23 protein-coding genes are annotated in these 26,662 nt (G+C 70.3%); 6 read left to right on the top strand and 17 right to left on the bottom strand.

Annotated features, from left to right (window positions below; translation table 11 throughout):
* Nucleotides 1-41: 41 nt before the first annotated feature.
* Nucleotides 42-2,834 (bottom strand): aconitate hydratase, encoded by a 2,793-nt coding sequence (locus tag AB0A69_RS22360; RefSeq protein ID WP_361424614.1) that lies wholly within the window; start codon nucleotides 2,832-2,834, stop codon nucleotides 42-44.
* Nucleotides 2,835-3,241: 407 nt separating this feature from the next.
* On the opposite strand from AB0A69_RS22360, the gene AB0A69_RS22355 reads away from it, so the two are divergent.
* A complete protein-coding gene (locus AB0A69_RS22355; protein WP_361424611.1) occupies nucleotides 3,242-3,949 on the top strand; it encodes a 2-phosphosulfolactate phosphatase in 708 nt (235 codons plus the stop codon).
* A gap of 48 nt (nucleotides 3,950-3,997) precedes the next feature.
* On the opposite strand, the gene AB0A69_RS22350 is transcribed toward AB0A69_RS22355, so the two are convergent.
* Nucleotides 3,998-4,864 (bottom strand): AraC family transcriptional regulator, encoded by an 867-nt coding sequence (locus tag AB0A69_RS22350; protein WP_361424608.1) that lies wholly within the window; start codon nucleotides 4,862-4,864, stop codon nucleotides 3,998-4,000.
* Nucleotides 4,865-4,984: 120 nt separating this feature from the next.
* A complete protein-coding gene (locus AB0A69_RS22345) occupies nucleotides 4,985-6,085 on the bottom strand; it encodes an alkene reductase (protein ID WP_361424605.1) in 1,101 nt (366 codons plus the stop codon).
* Nucleotides 6,086-6,151: 66 nt separating this feature from the next.
* On the opposite strand from AB0A69_RS22345, the gene AB0A69_RS22340 reads away from it, so the two are divergent.
* From AB0A69_RS22340 to AB0A69_RS22330, 3 genes are all read left to right on the top strand, one after another.
* Nucleotides 6,152-6,589, top strand: a complete 438-nt coding sequence (locus tag AB0A69_RS22340) for a MerR family transcriptional regulator (RefSeq protein ID WP_361424602.1) — start codon at nucleotides 6,152-6,154, stop codon at nucleotides 6,587-6,589.
* 106 nt (nucleotides 6,590-6,695) lie between these two features.
* Nucleotides 6,696-7,052, top strand: coding sequence for a VOC family protein (locus tag AB0A69_RS22335; protein ID WP_361424599.1), 357 nt, complete (start codon nucleotides 6,696-6,698; stop codon nucleotides 7,050-7,052).
* Between the two features lie 50 nt (nucleotides 7,053-7,102).
* Complete coding sequence (locus AB0A69_RS22330) at nucleotides 7,103-8,632, top strand: UDP-N-acetylglucosamine 1-carboxyvinyltransferase (RefSeq protein WP_361424596.1); 1,530 nt, start codon at nucleotides 7,103-7,105, stop codon at nucleotides 8,630-8,632.
* 291 nt (nucleotides 8,633-8,923) lie between these two features.
* Here AB0A69_RS22330 and AB0A69_RS22325 read toward each other — a convergent pair whose 3' ends face one another.
* The 3 genes from AB0A69_RS22325 to AB0A69_RS22315 form a co-directional block, all read right to left on the bottom strand.
* Nucleotides 8,924-9,205: a hypothetical protein gene (locus AB0A69_RS22325; protein WP_361424593.1), complete on the bottom strand. Its 282-nt coding sequence runs from the start codon at nucleotides 9,203-9,205 to the stop codon at nucleotides 8,924-8,926.
* A 65-nt stretch (nucleotides 9,206-9,270) separates the two neighbouring features.
* The gene (locus tag AB0A69_RS22320) at nucleotides 9,271-9,597 is read right to left on the bottom strand and encodes a tyrosine-type recombinase/integrase (RefSeq protein ID WP_361424590.1); all 327 of its coding nucleotides are present in this window, start codon (nucleotides 9,595-9,597) and stop codon (nucleotides 9,271-9,273) included.
* 1,061 nt (nucleotides 9,598-10,658) lie between these two features.
* On the bottom strand, nucleotides 10,659-11,495 hold the full coding sequence (locus tag AB0A69_RS22315) for a GIY-YIG nuclease family protein (protein WP_361424587.1): 837 nt from the start codon (nucleotides 11,493-11,495) through the stop codon (nucleotides 10,659-10,661).
* 115 nt (nucleotides 11,496-11,610) lie between these two features.
* On the opposite strand from AB0A69_RS22315, the gene AB0A69_RS22310 reads away from it, so the two are divergent.
* Both AB0A69_RS22310 and AB0A69_RS22305 read left to right on the top strand, forming a co-directional pair.
* Nucleotides 11,611-13,005 (top strand): DNA cytosine methyltransferase, encoded by a 1,395-nt coding sequence (locus tag AB0A69_RS22310; protein WP_361424584.1) that lies wholly within the window; start codon nucleotides 11,611-11,613, stop codon nucleotides 13,003-13,005.
* The gene (locus tag AB0A69_RS22305) at nucleotides 13,002-13,820 is read left to right on the top strand and encodes a very short patch repair endonuclease (RefSeq protein ID WP_361424581.1); all 819 of its coding nucleotides are present in this window, start codon (nucleotides 13,002-13,004) and stop codon (nucleotides 13,818-13,820) included. Before AB0A69_RS22310 ends, AB0A69_RS22305 begins: the two co-directional genes overlap by 4 nt.
* Here AB0A69_RS22305 and AB0A69_RS22300 read toward each other — a convergent pair.
* The 11 genes from AB0A69_RS22300 to AB0A69_RS22250 form a co-directional block, all read right to left on the bottom strand.
* The gene (locus AB0A69_RS22300) at nucleotides 13,801-13,932 is read right to left on the bottom strand and encodes a hypothetical protein (RefSeq protein WP_361424578.1); all 132 of its coding nucleotides are present in this window, start codon (nucleotides 13,930-13,932) and stop codon (nucleotides 13,801-13,803) included. The genes AB0A69_RS22305 and AB0A69_RS22300 overlap by 20 nt on opposite strands.
* A 106-nt stretch (nucleotides 13,933-14,038) precedes the next feature.
* On the bottom strand, nucleotides 14,039-14,710 hold the full coding sequence (locus tag AB0A69_RS22295; protein WP_361424575.1) for a hypothetical protein: 672 nt from the start codon (nucleotides 14,708-14,710) through the stop codon (nucleotides 14,039-14,041).
* Nucleotides 14,711-14,755: 45 nt separating this feature from the next.
* Nucleotides 14,756-15,826 (bottom strand): RNA polymerase subunit sigma-70, encoded by a 1,071-nt coding sequence (locus tag AB0A69_RS22290; protein ID WP_361424573.1) that lies wholly within the window; start codon nucleotides 15,824-15,826, stop codon nucleotides 14,756-14,758.
* Between the two features lie 449 nt (nucleotides 15,827-16,275).
* The gene (locus tag AB0A69_RS22285; RefSeq protein ID WP_361424570.1) at nucleotides 16,276-16,719 is read right to left on the bottom strand and encodes a hypothetical protein; all 444 of its coding nucleotides are present in this window, start codon (nucleotides 16,717-16,719) and stop codon (nucleotides 16,276-16,278) included.
* On the bottom strand, nucleotides 16,716-18,371 hold the full coding sequence (locus AB0A69_RS22280) for a DEAD/DEAH box helicase family protein (protein WP_361424567.1): 1,656 nt from the start codon (nucleotides 18,369-18,371) through the stop codon (nucleotides 16,716-16,718). Before AB0A69_RS22280 ends, AB0A69_RS22285 begins: the two co-directional genes overlap by 4 nt.
* A gap of 5 nt (nucleotides 18,372-18,376) precedes the next feature.
* Complete coding sequence (locus AB0A69_RS22275; RefSeq protein WP_361424564.1) at nucleotides 18,377-20,725, bottom strand: ATP-binding protein; 2,349 nt, start codon at nucleotides 20,723-20,725, stop codon at nucleotides 18,377-18,379.
* A 205-nt stretch (nucleotides 20,726-20,930) separates the two neighbouring features.
* On the bottom strand, nucleotides 20,931-21,632 hold the full coding sequence (locus tag AB0A69_RS22270) for a TIGR02391 family protein (protein ID WP_361424561.1): 702 nt from the start codon (nucleotides 21,630-21,632) through the stop codon (nucleotides 20,931-20,933).
* Nucleotides 21,605-21,967 carry a hypothetical protein gene (locus AB0A69_RS22265; RefSeq protein WP_361424558.1) on the bottom strand — a complete coding sequence of 121 codons (363 nt, stop codon included), beginning with the start codon at nucleotides 21,965-21,967 and terminating at the stop codon, nucleotides 21,605-21,607. The genes AB0A69_RS22270 and AB0A69_RS22265 overlap by 28 nt, the downstream gene beginning before the upstream one ends.
* Nucleotides 21,968-22,368: 401 nt before the next feature.
* On the bottom strand, nucleotides 22,369-22,638 hold the full coding sequence (locus AB0A69_RS22260) for an HNH endonuclease signature motif containing protein (protein ID WP_361424555.1): 270 nt from the start codon (nucleotides 22,636-22,638) through the stop codon (nucleotides 22,369-22,371).
* Nucleotides 22,639-23,028: 390 nt separating this feature from the next.
* A complete protein-coding gene (locus AB0A69_RS22255) occupies nucleotides 23,029-23,373 on the bottom strand; it encodes a MerR family transcriptional regulator (RefSeq protein WP_361424552.1) in 345 nt (114 codons plus the stop codon).
* Nucleotides 23,374-23,905: 532 nt separating this feature from the next.
* Nucleotides 23,906-26,656, bottom strand: coding sequence for a SpoIIE family protein phosphatase (locus tag AB0A69_RS22250; protein ID WP_361424549.1), 2,751 nt, complete (start codon nucleotides 26,654-26,656; stop codon nucleotides 23,906-23,908).
* Between the last annotated feature and the right edge of the window lie 6 nt (nucleotides 26,657-26,662).

Below are 26,662 nucleotides of genomic sequence, written 5' to 3'. Positions count from 1 at the left end.
AGGGGTGCGGCCCTTTCGCGTACCGGCCGGGCCGGATCCGCTTACTTGCGGATCAGCGAGCGCAGCACGTACTGCATGATGCCGCCGTTGCGGTAGTAGTCGGCCTCACCGGGGGTGTCGATGCGGACGACCGCATCGAACTCCACGCCCGTCTCGGTGGTGACCTTGACCGTGCGCGGCGTACGGCCCTCGTTGAGCTCCGTCACGCCGGCGATGGAGAAGGTCTCCTCGCCGGTCAGACCGAGGGACTCGGCCGACTGGCCCTCCGGGAACTGCAGCGGCAGGACGCCCATGCCGATGAGGTTCGAGCGGTGGATGCGCTCGTACGACTCGGCGATGACGGCCTTGACGCCGAGCAGCGCGGTGCCCTTGGCGGCCCAGTCGCGCGACGAACCGGAGCCGTACTCCTTGCCCGCGAGGACGACGAGCGGGATGCCCTGCTCGATGTAGTTGCGGGAGGCGTCGTAGATGAACGACACGGGGGCGTCGGGCTGGGTGAAGTCGCGGGTGTAGCCGCCCTCGGTGCCCGGCGCGATCTGGTTGCGCAGGCGGATGTTGGCGAACGTACCGCGGATCATGACCTCGTGGTTGCCGCGGCGCGAGCCGTAGCTGTTGAAGTCGCGGCGGTCGACGCCGTGCTCCGTGAGGTACTTGCCGGCCGGGGTGTCGGCCTTGATGGCGCCGGCCGGGGAGATGTGGTCGGTGGTGACCGAGTCGCCCAGCTTGGCGAGGACGCGGGCACCGGTGATGTCGGTGACCGGCGTCGTCTCCATCGTCATGCCCTCGAAGTACGGGGGCTTGCGGACGTAGGTGGACTGCGGGTCCCACTCGAAGGTGTTGCCGGTCGGGATCGGCAGCGCCTGCCACTGGGCGTCGCCCGCGAAGACGTCGCTGTAGGACTTGGAGAACATGTCCTCGCCGATGGCGTTGGCGACGACGTCGTTGACCTCGGCCTCCGACGGCCAGATGTCCTTGAGGAAGACCGGGTTGCCGTCCTGGTCGGTGCCCAGGGCGTCCTTGGTGATGTCCACCTTCATGGAGCCGGCCAGGGCGTACGCGACGACCAGCGGCGGGGACGCCAGGTAGTTCATCTTGACGTCGGGGTTGATCCGGCCCTCGAAGTTGCGGTTGCCGGAGAGCACCGAGACGACGGCGAGGTCGTTGTCGTTGACGGCCTTGGAGACCTCCTCCGGCAGCGGGCCGGAGTTGCCGATGCAGGTGGTGCAGCCGTAGCCGACGAGGTTGAAGCCGACCTTGTCCAGGTACGGGGTCAGGCCCGCCTTGTCGAAGTAGTCGGTGACGACCTTGGAGCCCGGGGCGAGGGTGGTCTTCACCCACGGCTTGCGGGTGAGGCCCTTCTCGACCGCCTTCTTGGCCACCAGCGCGGCGGCGACCATGACGTACGGGTTCGAGGTGTTGGTGCAGGAGGTGATGGCGGCGACGGTGACGGCGCCGTGGTCCAGCTCGTACGAGACGCCGTCGGCGCCGGTGACGGTGACCGGGTTGGACGGGCCGGGGCCGGGGACGACGGCGGAGTGCTGCGGGGCACCGGCGCCGTTGTCGTCGTGGCCGTAGGCCGGGGCGTCGGAGGCCGGGAAGGACTCGTCGCTCGCCTCGTCGACCGGGGAGGAGAGGTCCTGCCCGCCCTGGCCGGCCGGGACGTAGTTGAGGACGTCGCTGTTGAACTGCTGGGCGGCCTGGGCGAGGACGATGCGGTCCTGCGGGCGCTTCGGGCCGGCGATGGAGGGGACGACCGTGGAGAGGTCGAGCTCCAGCTTCTCGGAGAAGTCCGGCTCGGCGGCCGGGTCCAGCCAGAGGCCCTGCTCCTTGGCGTACGCCTCGACGAGCGCGAGCTGCTGCTCGGAGCGGCCGGTGAGCTTGAGGTACTTGATGGTCTCGTCGTCGATCGGGAAGATCGCGGCGGTGGAGCCGAACTCCGGCGACATGTTGCCGATGGTGGCGCGGTTGGCGAGGCTGGTCGCCGCGACGCCCTCGCCGTAGAACTCGACGAACTTGCCGACGACGCCGTGCTTGCGCAGCATCTCGGTGATGGTGAGCACCAGGTCGGTGGCGGTGGTGCCGGTGGGCAGCTCGCCGGTGAGCTTGAAGCCGACGACGCGCGGGATGAGCATGGAGACCGGCTGGCCGAGCATGGCGGCCTCGGCCTCGATGCCGCCGACGCCCCAGCCCAGCACGCCGAGGCCGTTGACCATGGTGGTGTGCGAGTCGGTGCCGACGAGGGTGTCGGGGTACGCCTGGCCGTCGCGGACCATGACCGTACGGGCCAGGTGCTCGATGTTCACCTGGTGGACGATGCCGGTGCCGGGCGGGACGACCTTGAACTCGTCGAAGGCGGTCTGGCCCCAGCGCAGGAACTGGTAGCGCTCCTTGTTGCGGCCGTACTCCAGCTCGACGTTCTGCTTGAACGCGTCGTTGGTGCCGAACTTGTCGGCGATGACGGAGTGGTCGATGACCAGCTCGGCGGGCGCGAGCGGGTTGATCTTCGCCGGGTCGCCGCCGAGCTCCTTGACGGCCTCGCGCATGGTGGCGAGGTCGACGACGCAGGGCACACCGGTGAAGTCCTGCATGATCACGCGGGCCGGCGTGAACTGGATCTCCTGGCTGGGCTGCGCCTGGGAGTCCCAGCCGCCGAGGGCTCGGATGTGGTCGGCGGTGATGTTCGCGCCGTCCTCGGTGCGGAGGAGGTTCTCCAGGAGCACCTTGAGGCTGTAGGGGAGGCGCGCGGAGCCCTCGACCTTGTCCAGCCTGAAGATCTCGTACGACTCGTCGCCCACGCGCAGCGTGCTGCGGGCGTCGAAGCTGTTCGCCGACACGACAGTCTCCTTCATCAATGTGCGCGTTCTTACCGCATCCTGCCGTGATGGCTCCTCGCCGATCCGCTAAGGTAAGACTTAGTTAGGTAACCCTTACCGGCTGGCGCGGCTGCGGTGCGTCTTTTCGGCAGATATCTCGATGTCGAGATAACTCTAGTACATGAGGGCTGCCGGGTCATGCGCGCGCCGCGTGACCTGTCGCACCGGACTTCCTTCGCCCCCCTGTGCGGAGTGGGCGGGTCGGCCGTGTCCGGGCTCAGGCGACCGGCACGAGCGTCAGGTACGCGATGCCGAGGACGCCGCGGTAGCCGGCCGGATGCGCGGGCGCGCGGTGCGTTCCGCGCCCGCCGCTGTGATGCGCGTCACCAGCAGAGGGTTTCGGGCCGGGCCTGCGCGATCATGACCGGATGGACGCTCGCTTCCTTGGTATCGACGAGTTGGTCGAAGCTCCCTCCGTGGCGGTCGTGGTCGACGTCATGCGGGCTTTCACGGTGGCCGCCTGGGCCTTCGCCCAGGGAGCGGAGAAGATCGTCCTGGCCGAGTCGCTGGACGAGGCCCTCGCGCTCAAGACGCGCCACCCGGACTGGGTGGCACTCAAGGACGGGCCGTCGGCGCCCGGGTTCGACGCCGTCAACTCGCCGGGCCTGCTGCGCTCCCGGGACCTGGGCGGACGGACCGTCGTGCAGAAGACCACGGCGGGGACGGTCGGTGCCCTCGCGGTCAAGGAGGCGTCGCTGGTGCTGTGCGCCGGTTTCGTGGTGGCGGAGGCGACGGCCCGGGTATTGCGTACCCACGCCCGCGACACGGTCACGTTCGTGGTCACCGGCGAGGACGGGCGGGCCGACGAGGACCTGGCGTGCGCTCAGTACATCGCCCGGAGGACCACCGAAGCCGAGACGGATGCGGCCGAGTTCCTCCGCCGCGCCGGCGCGTCGCGCGCCGCCGCCGAGCTGAGGGAGGGTGTGCGTCAAGGAGTCCACCCCGATGACGTCGCGCTCTGCCTGGAGCTCGACCGGTTCCCCTTCGCCATGGTGGCGGCCGTGGAGGACTCGCTCATGGTCCTCCGCCAGCGCGCCGTGCGGTCGCCGGCGGACGGGCTGGCGGCAGGCGGCTGAGCGCTCCGGCCGGGCCGCAAGACCGGCCGGAGCGCTGACACGCGGCTGTCAGCCGTGCTCGGGCTCCACCGGGAGCCACAGCTCGGCGTCGGCCTCCGTCTTGTCCGGCGACAGTCGGGTGCGCAGGATCTCGGGACCGGTGCGGCTGCGGTACGGGTTCGACGGGAACCACTCGGTGAAGACGTCCCGCCACAGTTCCTGGATGGCCTGCGGCACCGGCCCGGAGGTGGTGAAGACCGCCCACGTCCCGGCCGGGACCGTCAGCGTGGCCGTGCCCTCGGGAGCGGCCGCGGCGGTGATCACACCGTGGTAGTAGTCGAGTTCGGTGCCCTCGGCACGGCTGGGGTCCAGGTCGTCGCAGACGGCGACGACGCCGTGCGGCTCCTGGTCCGACAGCTTCTCCAGGCCCTCCAGCGTCTGCGGGTCGATCCCGCGGACGAAGTCGATGATCGCCTGGTTCGGCCCCGCGTGCACCAGCGGTACCCGGGTCTTGAGCCCGACGACGGTGAAGTCCGCCTTGTCCACAACGCGGTATCGCATGCTGCTTCCCCCCTCGATGGTGAGGCGGAAGGTCATCCGGGGCTGGGAGCTGAGCGCGGCGCCGGTGCGCCGGGCCTCGCCCGGTCCGATGCCGTGCATGGCGCGGAACGCCCTCGCGAACGCCTCGCCGGAGCCGTAGCCGTAGCGCACCGCGATCTCCAGCAGCGTCTCCCGGCCCGCGAGCACCTCGGCGCCCGCGAGGGTGAGCCGCCGGCGCCGGATGTACTCCGACAGCGGTATGCCGGCGAGCGCGGAGAACATCCGACGCAGGTGGTACTCCGACGTGGCCGCGATGCGTGCCAGCTCGTCGACCTCGATGTCCTGGTCGAGACGCCGCTCGATGTGCTCCATGGCCTGGTTCAGCCGCTCCAGCATGCCCGGTTTTCCTTCCTTTCGACGATCACCACGCTAGGCAGCGCGCCCCCTGCCGGACCCGACATCCTGTGCCCGATCGGGTCGGGTCCGGAGGCGGGCCGGCGGCGTCGGTCCGCGCGGTCACGCCGCCAGCACCGGGTAGTCGGTGTAGCCCGCCTCCCCGCCCACGTACATCAGGCCGTCGTCGCGGACCGGGTTGAGCGGGGCGCTGAGGCGCAGGCGTTCGACCAGGTCGGGGTTGGCCAGGAAGGCCCGGCCGAGGGAGACCAGGTCCGCTCCGGCGGCGAGCAGCCGCTCGCCCTCGCGGCGGCCGCCGTCGGCGGGGAGGGGGCCCGGGTACGGCAGGGCGGGGTTGGCGATCAGCGTGCTGGGCCATGCCCTGCGGAGCGTGTGGAACAGGGGTTGGTCGGGGTCGGCGAACACGACGTGCAGATAGGCCAGGTCCAGGGGCGCCAGGGCGGCGGCGAGCGCCGGGTGGAGGGCCTCGGTGTCGCCCTCGTCGATGCCGTTGACGGTGACCCCCGGCGAAACGCGCACCCCCACGCGCTCCGGGCCGATGGCCGCGGCGACGGCCTGGACCACCTCCACGGCGAACCGGATCCGGCCGGCGACGGAGCCGCCGTAGGCGTCGGTGCGGTGGTTGGTGTTCTGCGCCATGAACTGGTGCAGGAGGTGGCCGTTGGCGGCGTGCACCTCGACCCCGGCGAACCCGGCGTCGAGCGCGTTGCGGGCGGCGGTGGCGAAGTCGGCCACGGTGGAGCGGATGTCGTCGAGCGTCATCTCGCGCGGCACGACGGCGTCCTTCCGCCCGCCGGGGGTGTGGATGGTCTCCGGCAGCGGGATCGGCGAGGGGGCGAGCGGCAGCAGCCCGCTGTTGTCGGGGTGGCCGACCCGGCCGCCGTGCTGGAGCTGGAGGAACATCCGGCCGCCCGCGGCACCGACCGCGTCGGTGACCTGCCTCCAGCCGGCCACGTGGGCGTCGTTGTGGATCGCGGGGATGTCGGGGTAGGTCTGCCCGACGGCGTTGGGCGTGGTGCCCTCGGCGATGATCAGCCCGGCGGAGGCGCGCTGCGCGTAGTACGTGGCCATCATCGGCCCGGGGACGCCGTCGGCGCCCGCGCGGTTGCGCGTCAGCGGGGCCATCACCAGCCGGTTCGGCAGGTGGAGGGGGCCGAGGCGGGCGGGTTCGAGGAGCGGCGAGGCCGCGGGTGTCTGCGTCATGCCGGTACGGTAGAAGTTGACACCAGTGTCAGATTCAAGTCGCTTGGTACGCGGGCGGGGTGGGGCATGCGGATCGGTGAACTGGCGCAGCGCACGGGAGTGAGCGAGCGCTCGCTGCGCTACTACGAGAAGCAGGGCCTCCTGACGTCCGAGCGCACGCCGGGCGGCCACCGCGAGTACGGCGACTGGGCCGTCGACCGGGTCATCCGCATCCAGGCGCTCTACGCCGCCGGCCTGCACAGCACGAAGATCGCGCGACTGCTGCCGTGCATGCGGGACGTGGACGGCGGCCCGTCCGCGGTCGCCACCGCGCGGCTGGTCGCGGAGCTCACCGAGGAGCGGGAGCGCATCGACCGGATGATCGGCGATCTGGTGCGGTCGCGGGAGGTGCTGGACGAGGTGATCGTCGCGGCGTCGGAAGCCGAAGCCTCGGCGGCGGCCTCCGCCACAGCCGGCCGCCTGGCGGAGAGCGGGAGGCGGGCGGAGGCGGCTCATTCGGCGTAACGGAGCGTCATTACGGAACTATCCGACATGCCCGGCTTGTCCGGTCGCTCGCCCACCCAGCCGCGCCCCGCTTGCGGCGGTTTCGTACCGTATCGAGCATGGAGGCATGTTCAGCGGCGCGCACGTCATCATGTACACCCACGACGCCGACGCGGACCGGGCCTTCGTCCGCGACGTGCTTGGGTTTCCGCATGTCGACGCGGGGCGCGGGTGGCTCATCTTCAAGCTGCCGCCCGCCGAGGTCGCCGTGCACCCGTCGTCGGGCGAGCCCCGGCAGGAGTTCTACCTGATGTGCGACGACATCGAGAGCGTGCTGCGCAAGCTGACGGAACGTGGGGCGGAGCTCGCGCGCCCGGTCAGCGACCAGGGGTGGGGGCTGCTCGCAGCCGTGCGGCTGCCGAGCGGCGCCGAACTGCCGCTGTACGAGCCGCGCCACCCCACAGCTCACAGCGTGTCACCCTAATGACCTACCCCACCGCGAGCACCATCTCATATCTGAGATAACCTGCCGCCATGGCAGACGACTACCTCGTACGCATCGGCAAGCTCATCCGTGACGCCCGTCAGCACCGCGGCTGGACGCAGACGCAGCTCGCCGAAGCCCTGGCCACCAGCCAGAGCGCGGTCAATCGCATCGAGCGCGGCAACCAGAACATCAGCCTTGAGATGATTGCCCGCATCGGCGAGGCGCTCGACAGCGAGATCGTGTCGCTCGGTTACGCCGGACCCATGCACCTCAGGGTGGTCGGCGGGCGCCGGCTGTCCGGCTCCATCGACGTCAAGACCTCCAAGAACGCCTGCGTTGCGCTGCTGTGCGCCTCCCTGCTCAACAAGGGCCGCACGGTCCTGCGGCGCGTCGCCCGCATCGAGGAGGTGTACCGCCTCCTGGAGGTGCTGAACTCCATCGGCGTACGCACCCGGTGGATCAACGACGGGATGGACCTGGAGATCGCCCCGCCGGCGCACCTGGACATGGAGGCCATCGACGCGGACGCCGCGCGCCGCACCCGCTCCATCATCATGTTCCTGGGCCCGCTGCTGCACCGGCTGCGGCAGTTCAAGCTCCCGTACGCCGGCGGCTGCGACCTCGGTACGCGCACCATCGAGCCGCACATGATCGCACTGCGCCGCTTCGGCCTGGACATCACCGCCACCGAGGGCCTCTACCACGCGCAGGTGGACCGCTCCATCGCCCCGGACCGCCCGATCGTCCTGACCGAGCGCGGCGACACGGTGACCGAGAACGCCCTGCTGGCGGCCGCCCGCCACGACGGCGTCACCGTCATCCGCAACGCCTCCTCCAACTACATGGTCCAGGACCTGTGCTTCTTCCTGGAGGCCCTGGGCGTACGGGTGGAGGGCATCGGTACGACGACGCTCACGGTGCACGGCGTGCCGGCCATCGACGTGGACGTCGACTACTCCCCCTCCGAGGACCCGGTCGAGGCGATGAGCCTGCTGGCCGCCGCGGTGGTCACCGAGTCGGAGCTGACGATCCGTCGCGTACCGATCGAGTTCCTCGAGATCGAGCTCGCGGTGCTGGAGGAGATGGGCCTCGACCACGACCGCTCGACGGAGTACACCGCGGACAACGGCCGCACGCGGCTCGTGGACCTGACCGTACGCCCCTCCAAGCTGGAGGCGCCGATCGACAAGATCCACCCGATGCCGTTCCCCGGCCTGAACATCGACAACGTGCCGTTCTTCGCGGCCATCGCGGCGACGGCCCAGGGCCAGACCCTCATCCACGACTGGGTCTACGACAACCGCGCCATCTACCTGACGGACCTCAACCGCCTCGGCGGCCGCCTCCAGCTCCTCGACCCGCACCGCGTCCTGGTCGAGGGCCCCACCCGCTGGCGCGCGGCCGAGATGATGTGCCCGCCGGCCCTGCGCCCGGCGGTGGTGGTGCTGCTGGCGATGATGGCGGCGGAGGGCACGTCGGTCCTGCGCAACGTCTACGTCATCAACCGCGGTTACGAGGACCTGGCGGAGCGGCTCAACTCGGTGGGCGCGCAGATCGAGATCTTCCGGGACATCTGACCGGCGGATGGCGCACCCCTTCTGACCTGCCGTTTAGCGGGTCAGGCAGGGGTGCGGCAGCATCCGTGGGACTTCTCCAGGGCGTTGGGCTGGTGACGGGCTTCTGCGGGCCGTTCCGGCCCGATGCCTCCACGGCCGACGCCTCCGCGCCCGAGGCGACGCGAAGATCGCGTCGATGCCGGCCTGTCCCGTGCTCCGCCCGTGGCAGGAATGGCGAGTACTTCCGCAATGTGTACCCCGGGTCGGCGTGTCGCAGCCAGCTTGCCAGCGAGACGACCGACTCACCAGCCTTCAGTTCTTCGAGGCGAAGAAGTCACGCAGGGTGTGGAAGCCGTGCTCCCGGGACAGCTCCCACACCCGTGCCCCGGTGGCCGCAGCGCTCTCCTTGAGCGAGGCGATCACCCCCGCCTTGGCGAGGGCGGGCTTCCACACGAAGGAGTTGAAGTAGTTCCGGTTGACGGCCTTCCTCTCCCGTCCGGTCACCAGGAGGTCGTACGTCCTCGGCCGCCGATGCTTCGCCTCCACCGGTGACTCGGGAGGAGTGGGGCCGTCCCACGGCAGCGTGACTGGCACGGGAGGGAACCGCTCCATGTGCTCCCGGACCGCCCGCGCCACACTCGGCGGCAGTGGGACATCCCTCACCTTGCGGCCTTCCGCAGCGCGAAGCACAGCTTCGCCCGCACCATCTTGACCTGCCGCCGAACGTGGACAACCTCCTTGTCGAAGTCGATGTCCTCGACGGCGAGCCCGAGAGCCTCCCCTTGCCGGAGCCCGAGTCCCGCGCCGACCACGACCAGGAGGCGGTAGCGGTACGGCAGTGCCTCACACACCGCCAGAAAGCGCTCGGGCGGCCACGCCTCGACCCTGCCAGGCGCCGCTTCGGGCGGCCCCACCGTGCTGGACCGGCACGGGTTATGCCCGATGCGTCGGTCTTCGACGGCGGCCTGGAGGACGCTGGACTCCAATGGCGCAGCACTTCCGCGCTGATGCCGTTGAGCGGCTGGGACCCGAGGTGCGGAAGGACGTGGCGACGCACCCGCTGCTCGATGCGCTCCATGGTGGACGGGTCGCCGCGTCCGCACCGGCCGCCTGACCGTCCACCCGCATGCCCACGACGGATTCACCGCGATCGCCGTCGGCACCTGCAACGCCGAGGGCGGCAACACCGTCTTCCTCCACGGCTAGGACCACCTCCGCGGCGTCACCGACGCCTACGAGGCCCCCGCCGCCTTCCGGAGAACTACGGCCCCGCCGTCCGACCCGGGCCCGCCCCGCCACCAGCGCCGAGCGTCAGGCCACCGACGCCCTCAAGCCGCTCCCCTCCCCTGTCACGGAGGCGACCCTGCGCCGCGCCTCCCGGTCACGTCCCACCCTCCGTCCACCGAGCCCGCGACCGTCCAGGACCACGAGGAACTCCTCGACACGTTCGTCGAGACCCACCGCGACTGGGAGAAGTACCGCACCTGGGACGACGTCCGCTCCTACGCCAACCACGAGTCGCTCACTCGTTTGGCACGCCAGCGCTACCACCACCGCCCCTGTCGCCCTCGTCCGCGACCTCCTCGAGGACGCCGCCGACCACCTCACCCCCACCCCGCACGCCACCGCCACCCTCGACGACCGCGTCGCCCGGGCCACTGGCTCTCTCACCGACGCCGGCTGGCGCCGGCGGACCGATACCCGATGGATCACCTGGACCGCCCCCGACGACACGCACGGCCTCCGTCTCGACACCTACGCGGTCACCCACCCCAACCAGGGGCTCCGCGCCTGGACCGCGTGGCGTCGCGCCACCACCGACCGACCCGCCTGGGCAGTAGCTCTCTCCACCGACGCGCCCTTCGACATCCTCGAGGACGTCGCCTTCATCCTGTCCCTCGCTGTCACGCTGCGGCCGTCGGTCACCTCGAAGGTTGCGTCGACGCCGCCGGGGCCGAGGCAGGTGACCGAGGCTCCCGCGAGGCGGCCGCTGCCGGGCTACTGAGGGTGCTTCGGGCTGTCGGGTCGCGGCCTTCCTTCCGGGCCCCTACTCGGTGTCTTCGACGTCCTCCGAGGTGAGCGGTGCGGCGGACTTCTCCGGTTCCTGGTCGATCACGTCCCCGGCTCGGTAGTACCGCGACGCGCTCTTGTAGTGCTGGTCCTCCTCGTACATGATCACGTAGTTGAGGAGGGCGGTGATCTGCCAGGAGGCCGGCAGGGCGGCGGACGCGACTCGCAGCGCCTCGTCCGCGGTGGGTTCCCCGTCCGGGACCCGCAGGGTCGTGTCTCCGGGGTCGACGGGCTCCGCGTAGCGGAAGTTGTACGGCAGTGCGGTTTTCAGGCTCCTCAGGTACGAGCGCAGGTCCACCTCTCCCACCGGGAGGCCGTGGAGTCGCGCCTCGAGGTTGATCGGGTACTGGACGTCGAAGTGGTCCTTCTTGAGGACCGTCCGATCCCGCCTCCGCCCCGGGTCCTTGCTCCCGAACCCGCTGTTGTTCCAGGGGATTCCGCCCCTGCTCCGGTGGTGGTTGATGAGGAGCTGCTCCGGCGCCAGCGCCGAGAAGCCCTCGTCTACGTACAGGCAGCGGAACGAGATGTCCGCCGGGTCGATGTTGCGGCGGCCGGAGAGCTTGCGCACGTGGTTGCGGAGCCGCCCGGGCAGCCCTTTGTGCCGCTGGTCAGCCTTGCCCACGTAGACGAGCGACCCTTTGTGGTAGAGCTGGTACACGCCCGGGCGTTCCTCCAGCGCCGCGAGGTTCCGCTCGCTCAGCTCGGCGCTCTCGAGCCTCTCCAGCGCCTCGGCGAGCTGGTCTCCGAGCGCCTTGGTGATGCTCAGGCGGAAGTGGTCGTGGAACTCCCCGCAGCCGTCCATGCTCTGCTTCATCGTTCTCTTTCCTCGCGCAAGGGTCGCGGGGACACTCTATGGGGTTGCACACGTCTCGCTCACTCGTTCGAGTGAAGTGCCCTACGAGCCGGCCATTCCGCGGTACGATTCGGCCATGGGTGACCAGCCAGAAGAGACCAAGATCCCGCGCGACCGGACGAGCGTGGAGCTGTTCGCGGGCGGTGGCGGCCTCGCGATGGGGGTGCACCGCGCGGGGTTCCGCCCGCTCCTGTTCAACGAGTTCAACAATCGCGCCTGTGAGACCCTGCTCGCCAGCGCCGGCCGGGTGCTCGGCGACTCCGGGCTCGTCCTGACCCGGGACACCGCGCCGGTCCCCCCGGCCCCCGGCGAGCCCGCGCCCCTGTATCCGGGCGACGTGAGGGAGCTCGACCTCCGCAAGTTCGACGGCGAGGTCGACGTCCTGGCTGGCGGCCCGCCCTGCCAGCCGTTCAGCGCCGGCGGCGTCGCCAAGGGTGACGAGGACAAGCGGAACATGTTCCCCTCCGTCTTCAACGCCGTCCGCGAGATGCGACCCAAGGCCGTGATCTGCGAGAACGTCCGGGGACTCCTCCGGCCCTCGTTCGCCGGCTATTTCGAGTACATCAAGAACGAGCTGCGCCTGCCCTTCATGGAGCGCGACCCCCGGCGGACCTGGCAGGAGCACAACCGCGCGCTGATGGAGGCCCTGGGCGACCCTGACCCGGCGTCCCACGGCCTGGACGTCGACGGTGGCCTCCCGGCCGGGGACCGCGACCCCGACCGCTACCGGGTGATCGCCTTCCCCGTCAACGCCGCCGACTACGGCGTTCCGCAGGTGCGCAACCGGGTGGTCATCGTCGCCTTCCGGGCCGACCTCGGCGTCGACGTCGTCCGGGACTTCGCCCACGAGGTCAGGGCCCACCCCTTCTCCCAGGCCGCCCTCTTCCGCTCCATGCGGGACGGGTCCTACTGGGACCGCCACCGCGACGTCCCGCCCTACGTCATGGAGCGCGTCATGGCGCGCCTGCCCCGGGACGTCAAGGACGACGGCCGGCGACCGTGGCTCACCTTCCGGGACGCGATCAAGGGTTTCCGCGCCGACGGCGAACGGCTTCGCCCGCTGCCCAAGGTCGACCTCTCGCGGCTCGACGAGAAGTACGACTTCGGCGAGGGCCGCTTCCCCGGGCACATCGGCTGGCCCGGCGCCCGGATCTACAAGGGACACACTCCCAATGAGTTGGATCGCCCCGCCAAGACGGTGAAGGCCGGGGTCCACGGTGTGCCGGGCGGCGAGTCCGTCATGGAGCTCGACGATCGCGTCGAGGACCCGTCCGCCCCGGGCGGCTGGCGCTACCGGCATCGGTACATGACCGTCCGCGAGACGGCCCGTGTGATGACCTTCCCCGACGAGTGGGTCGGCTGCGGCCCGCGCGGCGAGCAGATGCGGCAGCTCGGCAACGCGGTCCCGGTGGTCCTTGGTGAGTTCTTCGCCCGGTCGGTCTCGCACGCCTTGGACGCGGCCGGCCAGTGACGCCCGCGACCCGGCCGGCCGAGCGCGCCGGACGCTGGAAGGAGAGCCTCCCTCCCGAGCGCGCCTACAAGCGACGGGCTGGGGCGGCCGCCCCAGCCGTGGAGCAGGACCGCGCCGCCGGGGGACGCCACCGCCGCTCGGTGGACCTTGGTGACGGCCGCTACGCGCGCGCCTCCATCGCGTTGAAGCTTTACCGGCGCACGCGGCGCATCCGTGCCTACCTCCGCTGGTCATGCGATGGTGCCACGCGCGAGCGTTACGTCTGCGAGGTCGACCACCCCACCCGGGGCGAGAACCTGGCCGAGGCGTGGCGCCAGGCCCGGCTGATGGGTCTGGTCACAGGTCCTCCGCCGCCCGAGGGCTCCACGGCGTCCTCCGACGCCGTCCGGGCTGTCATGCGGGCCAACCGCGGGAGGGACACCGGCCCGGAACTGGCCCTGCGCAGGCTTCTACACGCGAGAGGCCTGCGTTACCGGGTGGACGCCCGCCCGGCGCCCGAGGTCCGGCGCAGGGCTGACCTGGTGTTTCCCGGCGTCAGGGTGGCGGTCTTCGTCGACGGCTGCTTTTGGCACGGCTGCCCGGAGCACTACCGGCCCGCGACCCGCAACGCCGAGTTCTGGCGGGAGAAGATCGAGGGCAACAGGAGAAGGGACCGCGAGACGAACGAAATCCTGCGAGCGGCCGGTTGGAGCGTGATCCGCGTGTGGGAGCACGAGACCCCGGAGACGGCGGCCGAGCTGGTCTCGCGGGAGGTGCGGGCCCGGCGATCGGGTTCCGGGCCCTCGCCCTCTCTCGCTACAGGGGACGGCCGCTGAGCAGGTCGTCGACGGCGTCCGCCAGCCGCCGCAGTACGACCTTCCTGTCTTCGGTGCTCACCGCCATGGCCTTCTCGCCCGGGTTGAGACCGGCTTGGACGAGAAGGCTCACGGGCAGTTGGAGGGTGCCGTCCTCCTGGATGACCACTTCCTGCGGGTCTTGGACACACGGACAGTGTCCCGCTGCCCTGTGGCGGGTCGCCTCCCGGACGTGCCTGTCAGAGGGGGGCGAACTGAGGCTGGCCGATGCAGCCATCGGTGAACACTGGGTAGACCCTCAGGAACGCGATCGTCTCCCTGTGCTCATCGTCTGTCCGCAGCCGGCGAACGCCCCTGGTGACGCTGGTCAGGCGCCGCATCACGTCCTCCTCGCTCTCCTCACGGATCCTGCCCTGCTCGTCGGCCGTCGGGACGTCCAGGCGCAGCTCGTCGCCCAGTCGGTTCCCGGCGTCGGCGATGTAGTGGACGGGGCGATCGCCGCTGATGATCCACACGGCTGTGACCATGCTGGCGACGGCTCCGGACGACCTCCGCGTTCGGCTGGTCGTTGAGTACCCCCATGCGCCGCCCGTCCGTCGAGGCGTGCTCCGCCCGCCATGGTCCGGAACCGTCGTCCCACTGCCGCGCGTCCGGTACTCCTCTCCGCCGTGCCGGAACACGTGTTTCCTCCCCTTGCCGTCCGGCACCTCGCGCAGGACGGGGAGTATCGGCAGGGTGACGGTAGGGCGGAGGTCTTCGGCGTCGCGCCAGGTCGTGCTGCCGTCCCTGTGGTTGAAGACGCAGACCGCTGTCGGAGACGTCGGCGGGGGACCGTTTGTGCAGGACGACACACGGATCGCCGGTGCTCGCCAATGTGACGTTGCGTCAGGGACAACCTCGTCGTAGCGCATGGTCACTTCTGTTCTTGCCTTCGAAATTTCACTACTGTCATGTCATCAGCCGGACGCTGGGCTCGCACGACGTTTGGTCAACTCCACAGGGGAGTCCTTCAGAGCGGCCTGACACTCGCCTGGCGCGCAGCCGTGGCGCACTCGTGCGGTACCCGCGGCGAGGTCGAGGATCACGGCGAGGACACAGCCCTCCACGGCGCCGAGCTCGATGGCGTGACGGCGGAGGGTGGAGACCTGCGCGAAGCTGGCGGCGCGGGTGACGGTGAGCGGCGCGTGCCCTCCGGCCGTGGCGAACGTGCGGCGCATGGGGGTCTGTCGCAGCCCCAGCCTCCAGGTTAGCCACGAGTGCACCCGGACACCGCTGCCGCGGAGGACGTCCGGGTCGACCGGGATCCGCACACCGAGGACATCGCCGTGGACGGCCATCGAGGCCGGCCTGGGCGGTTCCGGCTCCTCGATCGGCTGGGCACCTCGCGCGACGAGGTCGATCAGGCCGTCAGGCGTCCTTCCGATCTGGTCGCTGAGGAGGCACTGCCGGAGCCTTGACGCGCTCACCGGGTACACCTGCCTGACCTGTGAGAAGAGGGCCCTCTGGGTCATGGGCCCCTGCTCGGTGACCACCGCCACCACCGCCTCGATGGCGTTGCCGTACGGGGCGACACGCAGGTGCGACCACTCCGCCAGGGCCCACGTGCCCTCCGGCCGGACTTGGACGAAGCGGTCGTCGCGTCGCAGCCCTTCTCGGGCCGCTGCGACGGACGTCACCCCCATGGGATCGACCAGCTCCTCCGCCCGGCAGGGGCGTCCGGCGTCCAGGAGGTGGAGGTACGCGGAGTCGCGCCTTCTCACCTTGCGGCGGACCCAGTGGCCGGCCGCGTCGCGGACGACTCGCGATCGAGGGTCGTCGAGGAGCGCGGCGACGTTCACACCCTCTGGCACTCCGACGATGCGCGCCTCCTCGTCCAGGTCGTCCCCTCGTACAGGTGCCCTGTCGACCAACCGCAGCAGCCTTCGGTCGAGCTCGTCGGGGTCAGTGGTCCACCAGCCTCGCAGCGAACCCGCCCAGGTCCGCGGGGCGCGCAGACCCGCCTCGAGCAGGAGCACTTCCAGGATCATGTGATCCTCCGCGCGCAGGGCGACCGCGAGATCCTCCCTGCGGACAGCGGGAGCAGCGCCGGCTTGCTGGGCGACTGCGCGCCACGCCGGTGTCACCGAGTCGGCCATGAACGCAAGCTTTCCCTGCCCTTCGCTGATGACCTGGCGGGCCCTCTCTCGAGTCACCCCGAACCTCGCGCCGGCCTCCTCCAGGGAGTGCCCCGCCGCCCTGGCCTCGATGATCCCTCGGGCCCTCTCGTCGAACACCGTGTCCCATGCCTTGGTCAACCACTCCCGCAGCTCCATGACCGCCCCTACATCTCCTGGAAGTAGATGACCCGCACGCCGAGGAACCTGGCCACGCGGCCGTGCAGCGCCTTGGCCTCACGCGTCACGGGAGAGGAGAAGGGCTCGATGACGCAGATCGTCCACGGCGCGGTCTCCCCGTTCGACCGGTCGAGGATCGCGGGTCACAGCAGGTGCTTGAAGCTCCCGCTGGGGCCGGCGACGAAGTGGAGTTCGTCGTCCTCCGCGCCGATCCTGCGGACCTTCGCGCGCATGGGCTTCTGGCGCTTGGAGCGGGGCACGAGCTCCCAGTCGCCGCCCAGGGACTTCTCGATGATCTCCTCGAGCGTCGCGGCCGGCTGGCTGACGTACTTCGCGTACTTGGTCTCACCCCGGAGTGCCCGCGGGTACTCCTTCATCGCGATGTCCTTCAGCCACGGCCGGATGTTCGCGGCGCTGCCCAGGTGCCCGACCAGACGGCCCCCGATCTTCGGGTCGTCGGTCCACCGCTGGTACAGACGCGTGTGCTCGTCGTCGCTCTGGGTGAACCAGTCGGCGTCCGCAGCCTGCGAGTAGACGAGCTTGAGGACCGCTTCCTCGACCTCGGTCGGGATGTTGTACTTGCTCACTGGATTCCTTTCGGCATGGGGAACTGAAGACGGACCTCGTCCGCTGCGGTCTCGAGGTCCGCGGCGTCCTGGATCCACATGTCCATGAGGGAGCCGACGGTCTCGTCCTGGAACTCGATCCGCGAGGTGTGCGGGAGTTCCAGGTGCTCGGCCTCCGTGGCCTCCAGGGTCCGGCGCAGGTTGAGGGCCGCTGCGGCGCGGCGGATGTCCGTCACGAAGTCGAGGACCTTGAGCGCCTTCTTGTTGGGACTCAGGCGCAGTCCGCGGCCGAGCTGCTGGACGAAGATCCTTCGACTGTGGGTGACGCGCAGGAAGGCGATCAGGTTGACGTCGGGAACGTCGACGCCCTCGTTGAACACGTCCACGCACGTGATGACAGGCACACGCCCGAGGCGGAACTCGTTCAGCAGGATGTTGCGGTGCCGCTTGGGCAAACCGCTATGCAGGTAGGAGGCGTTGACCCACTGCGGGTCGGAGACCGAGAGAAGTTCAGCCATGTGCTCGGCGTGCTCGATCGTCTGGCAGAAGACGATCGCGCGGGGTTCCACTGTCTCCCGCCAGGCGGCCCGCAGGTGCTCCACGATCTCCTCGTCCCTCTGCGGGAGGAAGAGGCGACGGTTCAGGTCCTTGATCGAGTAACCGTGACGGCTGATTTCCCTGACGGCGTCCCAGTCGACCCCGTCGGCGTAGATCCGGTAGTCGACAGCGGACAGGAATCCCTTGGCCATGCCCTCGGCGATACCCATGCTGAAGCTCGGGTAGCCGAAGCGCGCGGTGATGTCGAACTTGTCGCCTCTCCACGGAGTGGCGGTCACCCCGAATTGGGCCGCAGCGGAACACAGATCGAGAAGTTCTGCAAACCTGCCGGTCTCCGCGACGTGGTGGGTCTCATCGATCATGATGAGGTCGGGGCGGTACCCGTTTCGGGCGGCGGAGAGCGCGGACTCGACGGTCGCGACGACCACTCCCTCCAGGTTCCTGGGCTTGTCCTCACCGGTGAGGAGGCGGGTGGGGACGGTCTTCGGGATGTGCCGCCACAACGCCTTCTCGAGCTGTTCGACGAGGTCTCGCATGTGCGCCACGACGAGGATCTTCGCCTGCTGCCGAGACGCGAGGAGGTTGCCGATGACCTCCCCGCCCACGACGGTCTTGCCCAGACCCGTCGCCAGCACGAGGAGGGCGGACCCTTCGGCCGCCAGGTCACGCTCGATGGCCCGGACGGCGTCGGCCTGGTAGGGCCTCAGTTCGTACGGGCTGGGCACGCGCTCCGGCATACGTTCGCCGATGGTCTCAAGCGTGGCGCCATGCCACAGCGCGATGTCGATTCCGACGCCGGCCAGGGCGCGGCGACGTGCCTCGGCCGTGGGGGTGATGTTGGTGTTCGTCGCTAGGACGGCCTTGTCGGCTCGGTAGTGGGTGCGGGCTCGCTCAAGGTCGTCGACGCCGGCGTGGTCCGCCGTGCCGTGCGCCTTCCACTTGCTCTGGAACACCCACTGCTCCCGGTTCCGCACGGCCAGGAGGTCGGCGCCGTGGTCGTTGGCGCCGTCCACGACACGAACGTCATGGAACCCCAGGTGCCACAGCGTCCTCTCAAGGGCCTTGGTGAGCCCCGCCGGGCCTCCGTCGCGCAGCTCGGCGGGGGACAGGAACACCGCGCTCACTCCTCACCGGCCAGCGCGTCGGCGAGAAGGGTGACGCTGAGACGGGCGCGCTGCAACTGGAGGACGGTGGCCTCGTCGGCGAAGGTTCCGATCGTCGCCACGTCGGCCAGGTAGCCGGTGACCAGGGCCAGACTCAGGGAGCGGGCGGCCGGCGACTGCACGGTGGTATACGGCCCCCGGAAGACACGGCCGTCGAGGAACACGTCGGGCATGACCTCCACCAGGCGGACCAGGGCCAGCGGGGGAAGGTAGGTGATGAACCCGGCGTCCTCACCGAGGGCTCCGACCGCGCCCACGCGCCCGGACGCGATCATCGACGACTCGATGGCGTGCCGCTCCTCCTCGCTGAGATGGCCGAACACCTCCCGGTACGCGCCGGTGCGGTTGAGCTCCGCCATCGCGCGGCTGCGGATCTCGTTCAGCAGGTCGCGCGCCTCGGCGCCGACCGTGTTGCCGTCCAACGCGCTGTCCTTCAGGGACTCGGCGCGGATGCCGGCGAGGAGCTGGGACGGAGCCCACTGGGAACGCGAGCGGACCTTCAGCAGCGGGGCGAGTTCCGCGAGGAGGAGGTCCGCGTAGTCCGCGCCGAACCGCTTGAAGACCTCGTGGTCGGTGTCGAGGAAGGCGACGAGCTCGTTGCCCGCGCGCTGGTCGAGGAGGACCGGGACGGCCACGCCCGTGTCGTCGAGGAGGCTCTCGCCGTTCTTCAGCAGCCGCGTCTCCACGTTCAGGTAGCCGAGGGCCGGGTGACCGAACGGACGGCTGAGGTAGGAGTGCCGCGTCGACGCGGCCTCGTAGCGGGCCAGGCGCTCACTGCGGGTCTCGGTCTTCGGCTTCACCACGGTGGGCGCGCCGCCGCCTGCCTCCTGGCCGGGAGCCGGGGTGGCCACAGGGGTGGTGCCGGACGCGGGCGCGTCGGTGGGCACACCGAGGGCGTCCAGGACGGCCTGTTCGTCAGCCTGGCTCGGGACACTGGCCTCGGTCTCGGCCTGCTTGCCCTTGTTCTTGGTCTCCTCGTGCTCGAGGACCGCCTGCCACCAGCGCTCGTCGGTCTGGAAGTCCGGGTTGCCCCTCTGGAATTCCTGCCCCCAGCGGCGGGTCTCCTCGTGGATGGGCCTGCGGCCGTCGCCAGGCACCAGACAGCGAAGGCCGGCGTCGCTACGGCGGTATCCCTTGTAGAGCTGGGCCAGGGGGCTGGTGTTCTCGGGGTAGCCGAGGGACTCGGCGCGCTTGGGCTGGAGCGGGGCGACGCCACGCAGCAGCTCCACGGCGCTGCGCCAGCTCCGGTCCGCGTACTCGAAGGCGTCCTTCTGGTAGGTGACGGGGACGTGGTCGAGGTGGATCTCGCCGATGATGCGACCGCCCAAGTGGCCGAGGTCCACGGGGTACTCGGGGTCCTCGTTGCCGGGAACGCCGTCGGGGTTGTTCCAGGTGAACAACTGCTTGTCCCAGCGCAGGATCTTCCGGCCGTTACGGAGGAAGTCGATCCCGTAGTCGGTCTTGTGGAGGTAGCGCTGGATGCCGAGCCAGCCCCAGACACGGCGCTTCCGCACCGAGAGCCTGTCACTCCCGCAGTCGGAGCAGACGTCACCCTGGGTCAGCTGCCACTGGCCGCAGTCGGAGCAAGCGAGACCGTCCTGCAGCTCCTCGTCGATCTCGATGTAGGCGGGGATCCGCTCCTTGCCGTTGAACAGCACGGAGCGGTCGTCTCCCCAGCGGCAGTGCCGGACCGGCTTGACCTTGGTGCCGCCCACGTAGAGCTCGAAGCCGCGCGCGTCCAGGATCCACGAGTAGACGGAGCCGAGCACGTTGCGGAGCACCGACCCGTTGCGGCGGAGCCACTCCACGCGCTTCCCGTGCAGCCGGTCGATGATGATCCTCGTCCCGTGCTGGGCGGGGTCGCTCTTCGGCTCGGTGATGTCCGTCGCCTCGAAGTCGTCCTTGATGTGGTCCAGGTCGATCTCGACGCCGATCCACTGGCTGTCACCGGGCCGCGTCGTCAGGACACGGGTGCGCTTGCCGAGGCGAGCCGTGGCCACGTTGAAGCCCATGCCGAACAGGCCGAGCTTGTCGTGCATGTCATTACCGGACCAGCCGGCCCGCACCGCCCGCTCGAGTCGCTCATAGTCCATCCCCCGACCGGTGTCGGTGACCACGAGTTCCCCGCTGGTCGAGGACGGCAGCGAGACGCTGACCTTGTAGCCGTCGGGCCACTCTGCCCCGGACCGGACGATCTCGCTGAAGTCGTCGAAGGAGTTGTCGACGAGCTCGGCCACGCACTGCCACTCGTCGAACTCGATCTCGCCCAGCATGCGGAGCACGCGGGCGGAGGGGGTGATCTTCACTCGGGCTGAAGCCTCTCTCCGGCAGAACCGACACGCTCAGGGCCGCTTCTTGCGCCAGCGCACGGCGAAGCGGCCCGACTCGGACGAGTCGCGCGTAAGCCAGAGCGTATACCTGGCCACTGACAACCCGTCTGCTATCGCCAAGTTCCTGCGCGACACCTCTGCGTATGACATGCTGACCGGTTCCGCAGGACGCCTTTGGACATCACCCCCGCATAAGGACGAGGGGAACCACCCGCGGGTCCCCGTTGTCGAGGAGTTCCAGCGTGTCTTTCCGTACCTCGAGTTCGGCCGGTGTCATCGCCATGCCGAGAGCCTTGGGGGCGGAGCGGTAAGGGCAGCGACCCGCTTTACGGACCGGTTCGGCCGACGGAAACGACTCACGTGTCTTGCGCTCCTTCGCGCGTCGGATCTCGCACTGATTGAGCAGCCGGACGAAGTAACTGTAGGCCGCCAGACGCTCCATGCCCTCCTGCTCGGTCAGCTCACCGCGGGTGTGTGTCGCAACGTTTCTGACCGCGCGGTTCAGTCTGGTCGCGAGATTGTTGAGCGCTGCGGCCAACGGTGCCAGAACTCCGCGCATGCTCTTTGCCGTCTGGTCCTCCGCCGGACCGGGCCAGGCGAGATCGGGCCTGCCAGGATCCGGGACTTCCGCAGAGAGGGTCTGCTGCCAGAAAGAGGTGTCGGTCACGTCGTTGCGGCCCAAGCGTTCCTTCCAGTGGACGGTCAGCGCCTCCGACGCCTCGTGCACCGCGACCCGGTACTGGTGGGTCGTCCAGTGCGCGGCCGCCGCCGTCCAGATCACCTGGTGGAGTTCGGAGGGGGCGAATCCCGGCGTCGCTGACTCGACTGCTTCCTCTGCCTCACCGATCACCGTGCTCAGCCGGCCCCGGATCCTGGCCGCCATGGCACGGGCGTCCCGGGGGAAAAGAGCGCCCGCGGGGCCGCCACCGACGACCAGTTGTCGATCGGATCAACCACACCGATCCCGGCGACGCCCATACCCGCCCCCGTGACGGTGCCCGCACGCGCGGCGGCCCCCGCGGCCTCCGCAACGCCGAGCTCCAGCATGCGGACCGCTGCCTGGCCCTGTCCGTCCTTGGTCCAGACCGTGGGGTACAGCCCACGCGATTGGAAGTGGTCCGACTCCTCCTGGGTGTCCATCCAACGCCCGAAGGCCGCCTCGAACCACTCCACAGCGGCCATCAACCGCTGCAAGTAGTCAACGCTGTAAGTCGCCATGCCTACCCCCTTCACCGGATCACGTCTCGCTGGAACCGAAAGCCTAGAAGGGCGTAGCGCGACGGCTGGTTACGGTAGGCAGCATGACGCCCTCTTGGGTTGGTGCGCGTCATGCTGCCGCCGGAGCAGTAGAAGCGGCAGTTGACACCCGGCTCGGGTGTACGGAGTCGCCAGGGGTCGGGTCATCCAGGGCGCGGCCGCCAGCCACCGCGACAGCTCGGTGGTCCGTTCGACACCGCCGTCGACTTCCTCGGTCCGCCACCCGTACATGTCCAGCGGCAGGTCGTCCAGCTGCCTGCCGACCTGTTCGGCGTAGATCCGGTGTGGGATCGGTCCGTAGCCCCATGTCGCCACGCGACCTCCCCTTGGCATCAGTTGGAGAGCTGAGGCTTCTCGTCGCGTCAGCGCCAGTTGAACTCGCGGCCTTCCTCGATGCGGCCCGCGTACCGACTGCGGCAGAAACCCACGCTGAAAGACGGCGACCGCATCAGTGTGTTGATGGCCCACTCCATCGGCGTGCGGTTGCCCTTGCGATTGTTGCAGGCCGAGCAGGACGGAACGAGGTTCCTGAGACTGTCCGCGCCGCCCTGGGCGAAAGGTATGACATGATCCATTTCCTCCGAGCGGCGCGTCTGGCAGTACACGCACAGTCCGCCGTTTGCCTCAAGCACACACAGCCATTCCTAGAGCCGCCAACGGCGCCTGTTCCTCTCCAATCCCTCCCCTATTGTCTCAAGTTCGCACAGCTCATACTTGGGGGTGCCGTCGAGCAGGCACGCTCGGTCCCACGAGGTGGCAGAGCACCAGCGAACGCCGAGCAGGCGTGATCGTCGGCGCCCCGTCGGCATCTCGACCGCTGCTGCGACGCGAGCGCAAGAACGACTCACAGAGGTAGGCAGTCGCCCGTTCCCGCCAGGTCGGCCGAATGGCTGGTCTCTTCCGCGACACCTGACCGGCGGATGCCGCCGCCCCGTCGGCCAGCACTCGTGCGGGCCACGCGGGGCGGCGGCATCCGCGCCCGGGACGCGCCCGCTCGTTCCCGGAGGCGCCCCGGGGTCTGGTCAGGCGGGGCTCGTCGGCTGGGACTCGCCGCGTTGGCTGCGCAGTTGCTCGTTCATGCGTTGGGCTTCTTCGAGCTGGTCCTCGAGGATGACGATGCGGCAGGCGGCCTCTATGGGGGTGCCCTCGTCGACGAGTTCACGGGCTCGGGCGGCGATGCGCAGCTGGTAGCGGGAGTAGCGGCGGTGGCCGCCCGGCGAGCGTCCGGGGCTGATCAGGCGGTGCTCGCCGAGGGCCCGGAGAAAGGCGGGGGTGGTGCCGAGCATCTCGGCGGCCCGGCCCATGGTGTAGGCGGGGTAGTCATCGTCGTCGAGGTTGGCGACGTGGTGGGAACTGCCAGGGGGCATAGACCTCTTCTTTCGGGGGACGCGTCGGGGGGCCCGGGTGCCGTACCGGCACCCGGGCCCCGAGCTTTCAACACCATCTACCGGCACACCGTGCCGGCCTTCTTCGTCCGCAGGTTCCGCCTGAAAGAGCGGGACTGCGGGGATCGCGGATGCGTGACCGGGGACCACCTTCCAATCCGGGGCCTGCGGTACCCGGGCGGCTACGTCCTCGCCCGGGCGATCCTGATGGCGTTCTGCTCCTTACCTCGGTTACTCGCTTGCACTGCTGGATACCGCGGGTACTGCTCACGGCCCCTGGGGCCGTGTCCTTCTCGACCTTCTTGCACGGCAGTTCGTGTCTGCCGTGCCCACTTCGACTTCCTGGGTACGACGACAACAGTAGCCCTGCGACTGGGCAATGTCTACCGTCGCCATGACAGATTTTCTCCAGAGCCGACGGATGCACTTCTCCCTCGAGTACATCCGTAAAAGTGCTGCTCCGGGTTGCGGTCCCGTCGGCCCCGTGGGCACGACCGGAGCCTGGCGAGCAGTCTCAGAGGGGATCGTCGGCCCACTGGTCGAGGAGGGCGTCGGCCGAGAGCCCCGCGGCTTCCGGGGCGCCGTGGAGGGACTGCTCGGCCCAGATGACCTTGCCGGCGGGGGTGTAGCGGGTGCCCCAGCGTTCGGTGTACTGGGCGACGAGGAACAGGCCGCGGCCGCCCTCGTCCGTGGTCTTGGCGCGGCGGAGGTGGGGCGAGGTGCTGCTGGCGTCGGCGACCTCGCAGATCAGGGTCCGGTCGCGGAGCAGCCGGACGGTGATGGGCTCGGCGCCGTAGCGGATGGCGTTGGTGAGGAGTTCGCTGAGGACCAGTTCGGTGGCGAAGCCGATGTCCTCCAGGCCCCACTCCGCCAGCCGGCGGGCGCAGGCGGCGCGGACCGGGGCCACCGCCGAGGGGTCGCGGTCCACCTCCCAGTGGGCGACGTTCGCGGGGTCGAGCCGGCGCGTACGGGCCACGAGGAGCGCGATGTCGTCCCTGGGTCGGGCGGGCACCAGGGCCTCGATGGCCGCGGCGCAGGTGTCCTCGGGCGTGCGGCCGGTTCCGGTCAGGGCGTCGCGCAGGATGTCCAGGCCGGTCTCGAGGTCCCTGCCGCGGTCCTCGACGAGCCCGTCGGTGTAGAGCACCAGGTGGGAGCCCTCGGGCAGGACGAGCTCTCTGCTCTCGAACGGCAGGCTCGCGCTCAGGCCGAGGGGAGGCGAGACCGGCAGCTCGGGGAAGTCCACGGTTCCGTCGGGGTGGACCACGGCCGGTCCGAGGTGGCCGGCGGTGGCGGCGGCCACCCGCCCGGAGACCGGGTCGTAGACGGCGTACAGGCAGGTGGCCCCGGTGACCCCGTCCCCGTCGTGCACGTCACCGGCGCGTACGTCACCCGCGGTCTCGTTGGCGTCGATGTGGGCGACGAGCTCGTCCAGGCGGGTCAGCAGTTCGTCCGGCGGCAGGTCGAGGGTGGAGAAGTTGTGCACGGCGGTACGCAGCCGGCCCATGGTGGCCGCGGCGTGCACGCCGTGGCCGACGACGTCGCCGACCACGAGCGCCACGCGGGCGCCGGACAGGGGGATGACGTCGAACCAGTCGCCCCCCACTCCGGCCTGGGCCGGCAGATAGCGGTACGCCACGTCCAGCGCGTTCTGCTCTGGCACGCCCCGGGGCAGGAGGCTGCGCTGGAGGGTGACGGTCATGGAGTGCTCGCGGGTGTAGCGGCGGGCGTTGTCGATCGCGACCGCCGCCCGGGTCGCCAGCTCCTCGGCGAACGCCTTGTCCTGCTCCTCGAACGGCGGGGAGGCGCCCGCCCGCCGGAAGGCGGCCACGCCCAGCAGGGCCCCGCGTGCCCGGATCGGCACCGCCAGCAGCGAGTGGAAGCCCGGGTCCGGGGCGTCCGCGGTGTTCGGAGCCGTATCCAGGACCGCTCGGCCGCTGGTCACGGCGGTCGCGACGGGGCCCGCGGGAGGGAACCGGACCGGCTCGCCGACCGGGTGGAGGGAGTGGTTCCCCTCCAGGCCCGCGCAGGCGGTGCGGCGCATCTCGATGCCCGCCTCCGAGGCCGCTCCCGGGCCCACCTCCGGTGGCTCCTCGCCCCGCAGGACGGGCTCCAGCAGTTCGACGGTGACGACGTCTGCGAAGTGCGGCACGGACACCTCCGCCAGCTCCTCGGCGGTACGCGTGACATCCAGCGTGGAGCCCATCCGCGCCCCCGCGTCGAACAGCAGCTTCAGCCGCTCCCGCGCCAGCTGCGCCCGGCCGGTGACCGCGGCCAGCTCCGTGGTGTCCCGCAGTGTCACCACGCTGCCGGCCTGTCCCCCGTAAGGGGCGGTGGGCCGCTTGTTCACCGCCAGCAGCCGGTCCCCGACCAGTCGCACCGCGTCCGTGACCGGGTCCCCCGACGCCAGCAGCCGCGCCGTCTCCGCGTCCAGTCCCAGGTCGGCCAGGCTGCGCCGGTCCGCGTCCGCCGGAAGGCCGAGCAGCCGGCGCGCCTCGTCGTTGGCCAGGAGCACCCGCCCCTCCGCGTCGGCGATCAGCACGCCCTCGCGCACCGCGTGCAGCACCGCGTCGTGGTGCTCGTACATGCGCGTCATCTCCGCCGGGCCCAGGCCGTGCGTCTGCCGCCGCAGCCGCCTGGACACCAGCGCGGTCCCGGCGGTGGACAGGACGAGCGCGGCGGCACCGGTGCCGAGGATGATGGGCAGCTGGCGTTCGACCAGGTCCCCCTCGTTCTCCTCGGTGATCCCGGCGGACACCAGGCCGACGACCGAGCCGTCGGCCCCTCGCACCGGGACCACCGCCTGCACGGCGGTTCCCGTGCCGGCGGGCACCGGAGGGCCGCCCGCGCGCTCGACGACGGTGCGGCCCTCCAGGGCCGGCTGGATGGTGCCGACGAACTTCCTCCCGATCTGCCGGGGGTCGGGGTAGGTGAGACGGATCCCTTCGGTGTTCATGACGAGGACGAAGTCCACGCCCGCCCTCCGCCAGGCCGCTTCGGCGCGTGGCTGGAGGACGGCCGTCGGGTCCGGGCCCTGGAGCGCCTCGGCCGTGCCGGGGGCGTTCGCGAACATCTCGGCCGCCGTGAGCGACAGGCGCTCGGCCTCCCGCGCACTGCCGCGGTTGGCCTGGACGACCAGGGCCGTCACCGCGGCCGCCACCAGCAGCAGCACGATCACGACCTGGAGAGCGAACACCTGCCCCGCGGCGCTGTGCAGCGACGCCCGCCACCACGGACCCTTCGGGCGCAAAAGGCCCTTTTCCCTCATGGTCAC

Origin of the sequence: Streptomyces sp. NPDC045431 (genome assembly GCF_040646655.1) — a bacterium.
In the GTDB taxonomy this organism is placed as follows: domain Bacteria; phylum Actinomycetota; class Actinomycetes; order Streptomycetales; family Streptomycetaceae; genus Streptomyces.
This window is presented reverse-complemented; position numbering and strand designations above follow the sequence as displayed.